Here is a 12,587-nt window from a genome sequence, read left to right as displayed (position 1 = left end):
TCCCATGTACCCCGGCGAACGACTCAACGGCTACAGCCACCTGTTCGGCCTGCTGCTCGCGCTGCCGGCGGCCGCGTTGCTGCTCGCCAAGACGCTGCCCACGGGCGACCCGGCGCGCATCGCGGGCGGGCTGGTGTTCTCGCTCTCGGCGGTGGCGCTGTACGCGGCCTCCACGCTCTTTCACAGCACGCGCGGCCGCAGCAAGCGCCTGTGGGAGCGCGCCGACCACTGCGCAATCTTCCTGCTCATCGCGGGCACCTACACGCCCTTCGCGCTCGTCACGCTGCAAGGCCCCTGGGGCTGGCTGCTGCTCGCAGCGATCTGGAGCGCGGCGTGCTTCGGCATCTGGCGCGAGCTGAAACCCGCGACAGCCGACGCGGCGAAGAAGCCTTCGCTGCCGCTGTACATCGGCATGGGCTGGCTCGGCGTGCTGGCCGCCGCGCCGCTGGCGGCCAAGCTGCACGCCACCGGCCTGGCCTGGCTGGTCGCGGGCGGCGTGCTCTACACGGTGGGCACGGTGTTCTATCGCAACCGGCGGGGGCTGCGCCACGCGCACGGCGCCTGGCACCTGTTCGTGCTGGCCGGCACCGCGAGCCACTATGTGGCCGTGGGGTGGTTCGTGCTCTGACGCCTACAACGGCTGCAGCTTCGCCGTCTTCATCATCCGCTCGGTCAGTTCCATCTCGCTCGCGAAGCCCTGCACGTACGCCTCGGTCGTCGACGGGCTCACCTCGCTGCCCAGCTCGGTCAGCGCAGTGATCACCGACGGCTGCTTCAGCGCCTGGCCGAACACCTCGTAGATGCGCGCAGCGATCGCATCGGGCGTGCCCGCCGGCACCGAGACGCCGCCCCACGACGTGAGCTCGACGCCGCGCAGCCCCAGCTCGGCCAGCGTCGGCACCTGCGGCAAGGCCGCGTTGCGCTTGGCGCCGGCCACACCCAGGGCGCGCAGCTTGCCGCCCTGCACGTGCGGCAGCGCCACCGAGAAGATCGGCATGCCGAAGTTCACCTGGTTGCCCAGCACCGCGTTGACGATTTCAGACGCGCCCTTGTACGGCACGTGCGTGGCCTGCACGCCCGCGGCCTGCAGGAACAGCTCCACGCCCAGGTGCGAGGGCGTGCCGACGCCGCCCGAGGCGTAGTCGAGCTTGCCGGGGTTGGCGCGCGCACGTGCCACCAGTTCCTGCAGGGTCTGGATGCCCGAGCCCGCATTCACCACCAGCAGCACGTCGGAGGTGGTCAGCCGCATGATGTGGCGGAAGTCCTTGAGCGCGTCGTAGCCCGGGTTCTGCTGCATGCGCATGTTGGCGGCCATGGGCGCGCTCGAGTAGATCCAGGTGTAGCCGTCGGGCGCGGCCCGTGCGACCTGGCGCGCGCCGATGTTGCCGGCCGCGCCGCCCCGGTTCTCGATGACGACCGGCTGCCCCAGCAAGGGGCCGAGCGCTTCCGCGAGGATGCGCGCGCCGTTGTCCGGGCCGGTACCGGCCAGGTACGGCACGACCCACTTGACCGGGCGGGTCGGCCGCCAGGCGGAAGCGTTCGCGCCCGCTGCGCGCGCGATGGCCGGCAGCAGCGCCGAGGCCGCGATCGCACCGCACAGCGCGCGGCGATTGGCATTGATAGTCATGGTTTGTCTTGTCTCCTGATTGTCTGGTTCGGCCTCAGGCCGCATCGCCGATCAGCTCGCGCGCGATGATGTTCTTCTGGATCTCGCTCGTGCCCGTGAGCACACGGTACATGCGCAGCATGCGGAACAAAAACTCCACGCGCCGCCCCTGCACGATGCCTTCGCCGCCGTGGATCTGCACCGCCGCGTCGGCCACGCGGAACGCAGCCTCCGAGCAGAACAGCTTGGCCATCGAGGCCTCGGCGCGCGGGTCGCCGCCGGCGTCGATCTGCCGCGCGGTCGACAGCATCAGCGCGCGCGCCGCGCACAGCTGCGTCGCCATGTCGGCCAGCGAATGCTGGATCGCCTGGAACTGCGCGATGGCGCGGCCGAACTGGCGACGCGTGCGCGCGTAGTCGCGCGCATCCTTCAGCGCCACGGTCGCCAGCCCCACCATGCCCGGGCAGTGCAGCAGCCGGTTGACGGTGATGCGCCCCAGCGCCAGCGCCAATCCCTTGCCGGGTTCGCCGATGAGGTTCGCGGCGGGCACGCGGCAATCGGTGAGCACGATGTCGCCCGTGGTCGACTGGCCCGCCATGGTCTTGTAGCCCGCCTGCACCTCGACGCCCGGCTGCGTCAGGTCGACGAAGAACGCCGTCACCTCGCGGCGCGCCGGATCGTCCGAAGTGGACGCCATGAGCACCGCGAGATCGGCAAACGGCGAGCCCGAGATGAAGCGCTTGCGCCCGTTGAGCACATACACGTCGCCCTCGCGCCGCGCCTGCGTCTGCACCGCGCCGGCGTCGGAGCCGGCCTCGGCCTCGGTGAGCGCAAAGCAGATCGCCTTCTCGGCCTGCGCCACGGGACGGATGAACTTCGCCATCTGTTCGGGCGTCGCGAACTTGGCCAGTGCACCGACACGCGGCGGCCCGCTGAGTTCGCCGAACACATGCGGCGCGAGCGGCGAGCCGCTGGCGTAGATCGATTCCTTCACCAGCACATGGTCAAGCAACGACAGGCCCAGGCCGCCCATCGCCGGCGGCAGCGTCATGCCGTAGAAGCCCATCGCGTGCGAGCGGCGCCAGACGTGGCGCAGCGTTTCCCTGTCGGGGCCGTGCTCGTGGTCGATGCCCTTCTCGCGCACCAGCTCGGCCAGCTCGCCGTTCAGGAAGTCGCCGATGCGGGCGATCAGCTCGGCCGCGCGCGGCGAGCCCTCGAAGGGGCCGTCGAACAGCGGCGCGCGGATGGCCGAAGCCTCGGTGGGTGCAGCGGAAGGGGTCAGCGTGGTGTCCATGTCGTTCTCTTCGCTCTTGTTCAATTGACGCGCCGCGCGTGGCCGGCCCAGTACGGCGTCTGGATCGCCTTGCGCGCGACCTTGCCGTTGGCGTTCTTCAGCAGCGACTCGACGAACTCGATGCGGCGCGGCCGCTTGAAACCCGCCAGCCGCGCGGCGCAGAAGTCGTCGAGCCCGGCCGTGTCGGGCGAGGCGCCCGGCTTCAGCACGATGTGCGCGGCCACCGCCTCGCCCCACTTGTCGTCGGGCACGCTGAACACGCAGGCCTCGGCCACCGCCGCGTGCTGGTACAGCACGGCCTCGACCTCCGAGGGGTACACGTTGAAGCCGCCGCTGATCACCATGTCCTTCTTGCGGTCGACGATGTAGATGTAGCCCTCGTCGTCGGCGCGCGCGAGGTCGCCCGTGTGGTAGCGGCCATCTTTCAGCACCTCGGCCGTGAGCTCGGGCGCGCGCCAGTAGCCGGCGAAGATGTCCTCGCCGCTCACCACGATCTCGCCCACCTCGCCGGGCGCGACCGGCCGGCCTTCGTCGTCGACGATCTCCACCAGCGATTCGAGGAAGGGCCGCCCGCACGAGGCCAGCCGCTCGGGCATGGCGGCGCGCGCGAACAGGTGGTCTTCCACCGAGAGACCGCACACGCCCGAGGTGGTCTCGCCCGCGCCGTAGCCCTGCGACAGCACGGGACCGAACACGTCCATCGCCTGCATGATCCGCGCGGGCGCCATCGGCGCGGCGCCGTAGCCCAGGCGCTGCAGATCGGGCAGCGGCCGGTAGCGGCCCTGCAGCTCGGCCAGCAGCATGTTGATCATGGTGGGCACCATGAAGGTGTGGGTCACGCGCTCCTTCCTCATGTCGTCCAGGAAGCGCGCGGGCTCGAAGCCGGTGAACAGGCGGATGGTCGCGCCGCTGCACAGCGCCGGCACGATCTGCATGCCCGAGGCGTGCGTGATCGGCCCCACCAGCCCCAGCAGGTCGCCGGGGCGCAGGCCCTCGCTGCGCGAGAGGAACTTGCGCAGCTGGGCCAGCCGGTTGCCGAAGGTCTGCATCGCAGCCTTGAGCACGCCGCTGGAGCCCGAGGTGTAGTGCAGCACCGCCAGCTCGTCGGCGCGCACGCGCTCGCAGGTGAAGGCGTCGCTCGCGCGCGCCAGCTGGCCTTCATAGGAAGCGGGCGTGCCTTCGGCGGCGTCGAGCAGCAACAGCTTCGGGGCCGCGCCCTTCAGGAGCGGCAGGAAGGTCTCGGCGCGTGCGGCGGTGGTGACGATCAGCGCGGCGTCGCTGTTCTCGATGACCTCGGCCACCTCGACCGGCGCGAGCCGTGCGTTCATCGGCGCCTTCACCAGCGCGGCCTTGTAGCAGGCCAGCTCCAGCTCGACGATCTCGATGCAGTTGGGCAGGTACACGCCCACGCGGTCGCCGCGCTGCAAGCCGAGCCCGCGCAGGGCATTGGCCAGGCGGTTGGCGCGCCGGTCGAGCTGTTCGTAGGTGCAGGCGCGCTGCGGGCTGGTCACGGCGATCTGCCGCGCATGCAGGCGGGCGGCGCGGGATGCGAGTTCGCCGACGTTGGCGACCTCGGGCGAAAGTGAGGGCAAGTTGTCTCCTTGAGGCCGGTGCCTGTGCACCGTGGGGAGAACTTTCGCAAACAACGCCGCCGCACAACAAATACCGATTGCTGATGCGCGGCCATCACAAAAGATGATGGCCCCGGCGCACGGCACCGCCGTGCGCGATGGCTACGCCTTGCCGTCGCCCAGGAACTGCGCGTCCCAGCGGCCCGAGGCGATCATCGATCGCGCCTCGTCGGCCAGCGCCTGCCTCACGACCTGCGTGGCCGCGTCGGGCACCTTGCCGGCCGGCGTGGCCAGGTGGTAGGTGCGCGCCAGCTCGGGCTCGACGATGCGTGCGATCAACCAGTTCGGCTGATCGCCTGGCCCGTCCGCAAGCGCGCAGGCGGGCGTGACCGTGAAGCCCGCGCCCGCCAGGTACAGCGAGCGCAGCACGCGCGCCGAGTCGTGCTCGTGCACCACGTTGAGTTCCACGCCCACCGCCTCGGCCGCCGCCTCGACGCGCTGGCGGATGCTGAAGCGGCGCGATTGCAGCACCAGCGGCAGGTTCGCGGCGCGTGCGAAAGGCACCGTCGGACGCGCGGGCGCACCCTTCTTCGCGCGCCCGCCCTTCGCACTTTTTCCGAGCAGTGCCGCCACCTCGCCCTTGACATCGAAGCCGCAGAGGAACATGCCTTCACGCACAAAGGGGCGTACATCGAGCCCCTCGACGCTCGGGGTATCGACCAGCAGGCCGATGTCGGCCCGGCGATCGACCATCGCCTTGCGCACCATCAGGCTCAGGTCGTCGATCACGAACACGCGGATGCGTGGGTGCGACTGCTTCAGCCGCGCCAGCACCGGCCCGAGCAGCAGCGAGGCCAGCAGGAACGGCACCGCCACCGTGACCGAGCCCTCGGGCCCGTCGGGCGCGCGCTGCAGCCGCTCGCGCATCGCCGCGGCATCCGACAGCAGGCGCCGCGCGTCCTGGTACAGCTGCAGCCCGGCGGCCGTGGGCGTGACGCCCACGTGCGAGCGGTCGAACAGCTGCGTGCCGAGTTCGGCCTCGAGCTTCTTGATCTGCGCGGTCAGCGCGGGCTGCGCCACGTACAGCGACGCCGCCGCGCGCGACAGGCTGCCGGCTTCGAGCACCGCGATGAAATAGCGAAGAGACCTCAGGTCCATGGGGCGGCCGGGGAAAGATGGGGCGCCCATTGTGGCCCCGTCGCCAACTCAGCTTGCGAGGGCCTTCACTGCGATGCGCGTGGCCTCGGCGACCACGTCGTTGCGGTTCTTCGCGTCCTTGTCGGGGAAGGTCAGGTAGACCGACAGCACCAGCGGCGCGCCCGACGGCGGCCACAGCACGCCGACGTCGTTGGTGCTGCCGTAAGAACCCGCGCCGGTCTTGTCACCCACGCGCCAGCCCTTGGGCACGCCGGCCAGGAAGCGCTCGGTGCTGGTGGTGTTGCCGAGCAGCCATTCGCGCATCTGCTCGCGCTGCGGCGCGCCGAGCGCATCGCCCAGCGCCAGTCGCTGCACCGTGTCAGACATGGCCGCGGGCGTGGTCGTGTCGCGCGGGTCGCCGGGAATGGAGGTGTTCAGCTCGGGCTCGGTGCGGTCGAGGCGGAAGGTGGTGTCGCCGATGCGCCGCGCAAAGGCTGTGACAGCGGACGGCCCGCCCAGCACCTTCAGCAGCAGGTTGGCGGCGGCGTTGTCGCTGTACTGCATGGTGGCGGCGCACATCTCGTTCACGGTCATGCCGGTGGCGAGGTGCTTCTCGGCGACCGGCGAGTGCGACACCAGGTCGCCCTTGCCGACGCTGATGCGGCGCCCGAGCAGGCTGGCGTCGGTCGCGCTGCGTTCGAGCACCGCCGCGGCGAGCACCATCTTGAAGGTGCTGCACAGCGGAAAGCGCTCGTGCGCACGGTGCTGCAGGCGCGCGCCGCTGCCGGTGTGGAAGCCCGACACGCCCAGGCGCCCGCCGCAGGCGCGCTCAAGTTCGGCGAGCTGCGTTTCGGCGTCCGACGACGCGCCCTTCTTCGGCCATGCGCTGCAGGCGCCGGCGAGCGGGGTCACGGCGGCGGCGAGCAACAGGGTGCGGCGCTGGATCAGAGGGTTCATATGCGTGCGTCTTTCTTTTCGCGAGTGGATGGAATGAAAGGCATCGTAGGAGCGCCGCCCCCGCGCTTCCAGCGCCCGGGGCGTGCACGGCGTCCCGGGTGTATCAGGTGTAACGCCATCCATCTCATTCAACCTTCAGGTTGAGTTTTCTTTGGAACCGATCTATATTCAACTTCATGGTTGAACTTGAAATCGAAGACGAACGGCTCGACGCCGTGTTCCACGCCCTGGCCGACAGCACGCGGCGCACCATGCTGCAGCTGCTCGCGCAGGGCGAATGCAGCGTGGGCGAGCTGGGCGCGCCGTTTCGCATGTCCTTCGCGGGCGCCTCCAAGCACGTCAAGACGCTGGAGCGCGCGGGGCTGGTGTCGCGCACCGTGCAGGGCCGCGCGCACGTGTGCCGGCTGGAACCGGCGGCGCTCGCCACGGCCGATGCCTGGCTGCGCGCGTACGAAGTCTTCTGGAACCACCGCCTGGACGCGCTGGCGGATGCGCTGCGGCGCGATGCCCACGACGACGGCCACGGCCGCGCGTGAGCGCCTTCTCTCCCCTCATTCACCCAAGGAGCACCGCCCCATGACCACGACCCTGAAGCACAGCCTGGGCACGCAGACCGAGCCCGGCACCCTGCGCATCGAGCGCACCCTGCCCGGCCCCATCGACCGCGTGTGGACCTACCTCGTCGACCCGGAGAAGCGTCGCAGCTGGCTGGCCGGCGGCACCATGGCGCAGGCGCCGGGCGCGGTGTTCGAACTGCGCTTCCAGCACACCGAGCTGTCGGGCGAGGTGGCGCCCGAGCGCTTCGCGGCCTACCGCGAGACCCACGTGCAGCACTCGCGCGTGCTGCGCATCGAGCCGCCGACCCTGCTGGTCATCAGCTGGGGCAGCGAGCGCGAGGACGCGTCCGAGGTCAGCTTCGAACTGTCGCCGCAGGGTGCGCAAGCCACCCATCTGGTGCTCACGCACCGCCGCCTGCCCGACCGCAAGGAAACGCTGAGCGTGGCCAGCGGCTGGCACGCGCACCTGGGCGTGCTCGACGAGGTGCTGCACGGGCGCGCGCCGCAAGGCTTCTGGACGCAGCTGGAAGCCGCCGAGGCGGCCTACGCGACGCACATCCGCTGAATGAAGACCGTCGGTCGCGTCAGGCCCGGCGGGCCTGCTCGGAAGGTTCGCGGCAAGGCTGCACGCGGGTTGCACGGCTGATCACCTGCCGCTGCTCGCGCGCGCCCTTGAGCATGCGCTCGGCGGTGCGCTTCCCATGCGGCACTGGCGCGCCCTCGCCCATTTCGGACACGGACACGAACACCGTCCGCCCGCCTTCGAGCACCGCCTGCGTCTTCGGCTGCGACTTGCCCGCGTACAGCGGCGCGTCGTCGATGTAGGCCTCGAGCGAATGCGCACCCGGCGCCACGCACAGGCGCGTGAAGCCGTTGGGCATCAGCGCGGCATGGAACTCGCCGTCGACATACACATGGGCGGCGCCTGCGCTGGGGGTGGACGTCGCAGGGCGGAAGAACACGACCTGCGCCAGCTCGGGCGCCACGGCCGGTGTCGTCCGGTACACGCCCCCTTTGCGTGCAACCGCAGCAGAAGACACCGCGACCGGCGCGACCATGTGCATCGGCTCGGAGGGCGGCGGCAGAGGAGGCAGCGGCACGGAAGGCGTGACCGCGACCGGGCCACAGCCCGCGACCCCCATGGTCGCGGCGAGCACCCAGCGGCCCGCGCGCAGGCGCGGAGGGAAAGAAAAGAATCGGGACAAAGACATGGAGTGCTTCGGGCGCCTTCATTCAAAGAAGGCCGCCATCGAACGAAGGGAAAGAAGCGCAGGCAGGCCGGACAACGGCCCGCGCACAGGGAACGAAGCACTCTAGGAAAATCAGCCGCGGCCGGCCATCGGACGAATCCGAAAGAAAAGCCCGCCGGGATGAGCCGGCGCTGAAAGCGAGAACAAAGCCGTCGAAGACGGCACAAAGGAAACCCCGGCACGCCGCGCCGGCGTCCTCAACGACTCACTCCGGCTCGATGCCGGCGGCGCGGATCACGCGGCCCCACTTCTGCGACTCGTCGGCCTGGAACTTCGCAAGCGCCTCGGGCGTGCCGGTGGCGGCCTCGCCGCTGGAGATGGCCTGGTAGGCGACGATGGCCGGCGAGGCCGACACCTTCACCAGCATCTCGTTGAGCTTGCGCGTGACGGCCGCGGGCGCGCCCGGCGGCAGGTAGACGGCCGTCCAGTACGACATGTCGTAGCCCTTCACGCCCGCCTCGGCCACGGTCGGCAGCGCGGGCACGGCGGCCAGGCGCTTGTCGCCGCTCACGGCCAGCGCGCGCAGCTTGCCGCTCTTGACGTGCGGCAGCGCCGTGGGCGCATCGGCGAACATGAAGTCGACCTGCCCGCCCAGCAGGTCGGTGATGGCCATCGGGTTGCTCTTGTAGGGCACGTTCACCATGTCGATGCCCGCCATCTGCTTGAGCAGCTCGCTCGCCACGCGGCTGGACGAGCTGCCGCTGCCGAAGTTGAGCTTGCCCGGCGACTTCTTCGCCGCCGCCACGAGGTCGGCCACCGACTTGATCGGCGAATCGGCCCCCACCAGCAGCAGCATGTGGCCCTTGGACAGCAGCGCGACGGGGGTGAAGTCCTTCACCGGGTCGTAGGGCAGCTTCTTGTACAGGTGCTCGTTGGCGGCGTGCGTGGTGTTGGTGGTCATCAGCAGCGTGTAGCCGTCGGGCGCGGCCTTGGCGACGTACTGCGCGGCCAGGAAGCCGCTGGCGCCGGCGCGGTTCTCCACGATCACCGGCACCTTGTACTCGGTGGTCAGGGCCTGCGCGATGCTGCGCGCCTGCTGGTCGGTGCCGCTGCCGGCCGCGAAGGGCACGACGACGGTGAGCGGCTTGGCGGGGTAGTCCTGCGCGTGGGCAGGTGCCGCCGCCGCGACCGCGAAGGCCAGGACCGCGCCGAGGCGGAAGATGGAAGTGCACATGGGTGATGTCTCCGGTGGGATGTAGTTTTTAAGAAGGGAAAGGGTGCGATCGCTCAGGCACCGGCGGCGCGCCGAGCGCTGCGTTGTGCTCGCCCAGCCGGGGCGCGACCGCGCGGTGCGCGGGCCGCACGCCGTCGATGGACATCGGCAGCGCCGTGAGGCGGAAGTCCTCGCCCGGCACGGCCTGCAGCATGCCCAGTGCCTCGACCTGCGGGTGCGCGACGGCCTCGGGCACGGTGTGCACCGGCGCGCAGGGCACGCCGGCCGCGGTGAAGCGCGCCATCCAGTCGGCGCGGGTGCGCGCGCGCAGCAGCGGGCCGATCTCGTCGAACAGCGCCGCCTTGTGCTGCAGCCGCTGGCGGTTGTTGGCAAAGCGCGCGTCGGTGGTCCAGTCGTCGCGCCCGAGTTCGTGCGCGAACTTGGCGAAGAGCCGGTCGTTGCCGCAGCAGATCAGGAGCGGCGCATCGGCGGTGTCGAAGGCCTCGTAGGGCACGAAGCCCGGATGGCCCGAGCGGTGGCGATCGGGCAGCCGGCCTTCGTTGACGTAGGCGTCGGCCTTCTGGCCGGTCCAGACCAGCGCGGTCTCCAGCAGCGAGGTGCTCACCACGCCGCCCCGCCCCGTGAGGTGGCGCCGCTGCAGCAGCGCCAGCGCGCCGATCACGGCCCACATGCCGGTGCCCTGGTCGCAGACCGAGGCGCCGGTGCGCATGGGCGGATCGTCGGGCCCGCCGTTGATGCTCGACAGTCCGCTGAAGGCCTGGATCAGCGGCTCGTAGCCCGGCTGCATGCGCAGCGGGCCGGTGTGGCCGAAGGCCGAGATTTCGCAGTAGATGAGCCGCGGATGGCGCGCGCACAGCGAGGGGCCGTCGATGCCCATCGACTGCGTGACGCCCGGGCGCAGGTTGTGGATGAGGATGTCGGCGCCGGCCGCCAGGGTCTCGAAGGCGGCCATGCCCTCTTCGCTCTTCAGGTCGATGGCGACCGAGCGCTTGCCGCGGTTGAAGACGTGGAAGTTGAGCGCGTCGCCGTGGCGAAAGGCCGGGCCCATGTGGCGCGCGTCGTCGCCGCCCTCGACGCGCTCGAGCTTCACGACGTCGGCGCCGAGGTCGGCCAGGATCGCGCCCGCGAAGGGCCCCGCCAGCACCTGTCCGAGCTCGAGCACCCGGATGCCTTCCAGAATTTTGGTGTCCATGTCACGGGGGCGCGGGGGCCCCTTGTCTCCGTGTATCGAATGCGCCAGTCTCGGCGTCGCTCATTGATCTGTGAAGAACAATATTCCTATATCTGTGATAACTTGGATGGATCAATCCACAGCCACCCCGAGGGAGCCGCGTCCGTGCGAGTCGACATCACGCTGCAGCAGCTCGAGGCCTTCGTCGAAGTCGCGAAGACCACCAACTTCCGTGCCGCCGCGCAGGCGCTGCACGTGTCGCAGCCGGCGCTGAGCCGCACGGTGCGCATCGTCGAGGAGCTGGTGGGCGCGCGCCTGTTCGACCGTGACACGCGGCACGTCGAGCTCACGCCGGCGGGGCGCGAGCTGCTGCCGATTGCGCTGCGCATCCTGGAGAACTTCAACAGTTCGTTCAGCGAGCTGTCGCAGTTCCTCGAAGGCCGCAGCGGCCACCTCACCATCGCGGCGCTGCCCTCGACCGGCGTGGCGCTGCTGCCCGGCGCCATCGCCGAGTTCCGCCTGCAGCATCCGCAGGTGCAGTTCTCGCTGATCGAAGGGCCGGCCGATGCGGTGCGCGCCGCGGTGGACGAAGGCCGCGCCGACTTCGGCCTCAGCGTGCGCCCCGGCACGCACGAACCCCTGCTGTACCGCCACCTGCGCGACGACCCCTTCGTGCTGCTGTGCCGGCGCGACGACCCGCTGGCCGCGCGCGCCTCGGTGTCGTGGTCGGTGTTCGCGACGCGCCCCTTCATCGCGAGCAGCTTCCAGAGCAGCATCCGGCCGATCACCGACGCCGCCTTCCTGCAGCGCGGCCTGCAGGTGCAGCCCGCGCTCGAATACCCGAGCGTGGCCGTGGCGGGCGCGCTGGTGGCGGCCGGGCTGGGGCTCACCGCCCTGCCCCGGCTCGCGCTGCAGCTGTCGCAGAACGACGAGCTGGCCACCGTGCCGCTGCAGCGCCCGCTGATGTCGCGGCCCATCGGACTGGTCACGCGCGCGGGGCGCTCGCCCTCGCCCGTGGGCCGTGCCTTCATGGACCTGCTGCACCGTCGGGAATCGACCCGCAGCTGACCGGCGCACGGTGCGCTGCGGCATGATCGACGCCATGCACAGCACGCCCCCGTATCCCCTGGTCATCGTCAAGGTCGGTGACACCCATGACGCGCTGCGCGAAGGCCGCGGCGACTTCGAGCACTGGATCGCCGCCGGCCTCGGCACGCAGACCCTGCCCCTCGTGGTGGTCGACCCGCGCCGCGGCGACACGCTGCCCGCGCCCGGCCAGGTCGCGGGCGTGGTCGTCACCGGCTCGCACGCGATGGTGTCGCACCGCGAACCCTGGAGCGAAACCACCGCCGCCTGGCTCGCCGAGCTGGTCGCGCGCGACACGCCCGTGCTCGGCATCTGCTACGGCCACCAGCTGCTGGCGCACGCGCTCGGCGGCGAGGCCGGGCACCACCCGCAAGGCCCGGAGGTCGGCACGGTCACCGTCACGCTCGACGCGGCCGCCGCCAGCGACGCGCTGCTGGGCGACCTGCCCGCGCAGTTCCCGGCGCAGGCGATCCACTGGCAGAGCGCGCTGCGCCTGCCCGAAGGCGCGGTGAAGCTGGCCCACAGCGCGCATGAGCCCGTGCATGCCTTCCGCGTGGGCGCGCAGGCCTGGGGCCTGCAGTTCCATCCCGAGTTCGACGCCCAGACCATGGGCGGCTACATCGAGCTGCTGGCCCGCGACCTCGCCGCGGACGGGCTCGACGCCGCGGCGCTGCGCGAAGGCGTTCGCCCCACCGACGCGGCGGCGGGCCTGCTCGGGCGCTTCGCGCGGATCGTCGAGGCCAAGGCGCAGCCAGCCGCCTGAGCGCGCCGACGGGGCGCCGAC

Annotated in this window: 13 protein-coding genes; 5 read left to right on the top strand and 8 right to left on the bottom strand. The window is 70.9% G+C overall.

Features of this window, described 5'->3' with window-relative positions; translation table 11 throughout:
* The first annotated feature begins 4 nt into the window (after positions 1–4).
* Entirely contained in the window at positions 5–628 is a 624-nt protein-coding gene (trhA, locus tag AC07OH_RS03350; RefSeq protein ID WP_495299577.1) for a PAQR family membrane homeostasis protein TrhA, read from the top strand.
* A 3-nt stretch (positions 629–631) separates the two neighbouring features.
* On the opposite strand, the gene AC07OH_RS03345 is transcribed toward trhA, so the two are convergent.
* The 5 genes from AC07OH_RS03345 to bla all read right to left on the bottom strand — a co-directional run bounded on the left by AC07OH_RS03345 (position 632) and on the right by bla (position 6,565).
* Positions 632–1,627, bottom strand: coding sequence for a tripartite tricarboxylate transporter substrate binding protein (locus AC07OH_RS03345; protein ID WP_495299576.1), 996 nt, complete (start codon positions 1,625–1,627; stop codon positions 632–634).
* Positions 1,628–1,661: 34 nt separating this feature from the next.
* Positions 1,662–2,900: an acyl-CoA dehydrogenase family protein gene (locus AC07OH_RS03340; protein WP_495299575.1), complete on the bottom strand. Its 1,239-nt coding sequence runs from the start codon at positions 2,898–2,900 to the stop codon at positions 1,662–1,664.
* A gap of 20 nt (positions 2,901–2,920) precedes the next feature.
* Positions 2,921–4,492 (bottom strand): AMP-binding protein, encoded by a 1,572-nt coding sequence (locus AC07OH_RS03335; RefSeq protein WP_495299574.1) that lies wholly within the window; start codon positions 4,490–4,492, stop codon positions 2,921–2,923.
* Between the two features lie 141 nt (positions 4,493–4,633).
* On the bottom strand, positions 4,634–5,629 hold the full coding sequence (locus AC07OH_RS03330; protein ID WP_495299573.1) for a LysR family transcriptional regulator: 996 nt from the start codon (positions 5,627–5,629) through the stop codon (positions 4,634–4,636).
* Positions 5,630–5,677: 48 nt separating this feature from the next.
* Positions 5,678–6,565: a class A beta-lactamase gene (gene bla, locus AC07OH_RS03325; protein WP_495299572.1), complete on the bottom strand. Its 888-nt coding sequence runs from the start codon at positions 6,563–6,565 to the stop codon at positions 5,678–5,680.
* A 176-nt stretch (positions 6,566–6,741) separates the two neighbouring features.
* Here bla and AC07OH_RS03320 point away from each other — a divergent pair, with 176 nt between their 5' ends.
* Positions 6,742–7,101: an ArsR/SmtB family transcription factor gene (locus AC07OH_RS03320; protein WP_095744933.1), complete on the top strand. Its 360-nt coding sequence runs from the start codon at positions 6,742–6,744 to the stop codon at positions 7,099–7,101.
* A 40-nt stretch (positions 7,102–7,141) separates the two neighbouring features.
* Entirely contained in the window at positions 7,142–7,687 is a 546-nt protein-coding gene (locus AC07OH_RS03315) for an SRPBCC family protein (protein WP_095744932.1), read from the top strand.
* A 19-nt stretch (positions 7,688–7,706) separates the two neighbouring features.
* Here AC07OH_RS03315 and AC07OH_RS03310 read toward each other — a convergent pair whose 3' ends face one another.
* The 3 genes from AC07OH_RS03310 to AC07OH_RS03300 form a co-directional block, all read right to left on the bottom strand.
* Complete coding sequence (locus AC07OH_RS03310) at positions 7,707–8,333, bottom strand: hypothetical protein (RefSeq protein ID WP_495299571.1); 627 nt, start codon at positions 8,331–8,333, stop codon at positions 7,707–7,709.
* Between the two features lie 244 nt (positions 8,334–8,577).
* Entirely contained in the window at positions 8,578–9,546 is a 969-nt protein-coding gene (locus AC07OH_RS03305; protein WP_495299570.1) for a Bug family tripartite tricarboxylate transporter substrate binding protein, read from the bottom strand.
* Positions 9,547–9,574: 28 nt separating this feature from the next.
* Positions 9,575–10,738, bottom strand: a complete 1,164-nt coding sequence (locus tag AC07OH_RS03300; RefSeq protein WP_495299569.1) for a CaiB/BaiF CoA transferase family protein — start codon at positions 10,736–10,738, stop codon at positions 9,575–9,577.
* Positions 10,739–10,882: 144 nt separating this feature from the next.
* On the opposite strand from AC07OH_RS03300, the gene AC07OH_RS03295 reads away from it, so the two are divergent.
* Positions 10,883–11,785, top strand: a complete 903-nt coding sequence (locus tag AC07OH_RS03295) for a LysR family transcriptional regulator (protein ID WP_495299568.1) — start codon at positions 10,883–10,885, stop codon at positions 11,783–11,785.
* Between the two features lie 34 nt (positions 11,786–11,819).
* Positions 11,820–12,566, top strand: a complete 747-nt coding sequence (locus tag AC07OH_RS03290) for a glutamine amidotransferase (RefSeq protein ID WP_495299567.1) — start codon at positions 11,820–11,822, stop codon at positions 12,564–12,566.
* The last annotated feature ends 21 nt before the right edge of the window (positions 12,567–12,587 follow it).

This window comes from Variovorax sp. GW821-FHT10C12 (assembly GCF_059415405.1).
This window is presented reverse-complemented; position numbering and strand designations above follow the sequence as displayed.

What these genes read in the sequence shown, in the direction of transcription:
- AC07OH_RS03310 (WP_495299571.1), bottom strand. Translation starts at nt 8,333, where the DNA reads ATGTCTTTGTCCCGATTCTTTTCTTTCCCTCCGCGCCTGCGCGCGGGC.
- trhA (WP_495299577.1), top strand. Translation starts at nt 5, where the DNA reads ATGTACCCCGGCGAACGACTCAACGGCTACAGCCACCTGTTCGGCCTG.
- AC07OH_RS03305 (WP_495299570.1), bottom strand. Translation starts at nt 9,546, where the DNA reads ATGTGCACTTCCATCTTCCGCCTCGGCGCGGTCCTGGCCTTCGCGGTC.
- AC07OH_RS03300 (WP_495299569.1), bottom strand. Translation starts at nt 10,738, where the DNA reads ATGGACACCAAAATTCTGGAAGGCATCCGGGTGCTCGAGCTCGGACAG.
- AC07OH_RS03345 (WP_495299576.1), bottom strand. Translation starts at nt 1,627, where the DNA reads ATGACTATCAATGCCAATCGCCGCGCGCTGTGCGGTGCGATCGCGGCC.
- AC07OH_RS03340 (WP_495299575.1), bottom strand. Translation starts at nt 2,900, where the DNA reads ATGGACACCACGCTGACCCCTTCCGCTGCACCCACCGAGGCTTCGGCC.
- AC07OH_RS03290 (WP_495299567.1), top strand. Translation starts at nt 11,820, where the DNA reads ATGCACAGCACGCCCCCGTATCCCCTGGTCATCGTCAAGGTCGGTGAC.
- bla (WP_495299572.1), bottom strand. Translation starts at nt 6,565, where the DNA reads ATGAACCCTCTGATCCAGCGCCGCACCCTGTTGCTCGCCGCCGCCGTG.
- AC07OH_RS03330 (WP_495299573.1), bottom strand. Translation starts at nt 5,629, where the DNA reads ATGGACCTGAGGTCTCTTCGCTATTTCATCGCGGTGCTCGAAGCCGGC.
- AC07OH_RS03320 (WP_095744933.1), top strand. Translation starts at nt 6,742, where the DNA reads ATGGTTGAACTTGAAATCGAAGACGAACGGCTCGACGCCGTGTTCCAC.
- AC07OH_RS03315 (WP_095744932.1), top strand. Translation starts at nt 7,142, where the DNA reads ATGACCACGACCCTGAAGCACAGCCTGGGCACGCAGACCGAGCCCGGC.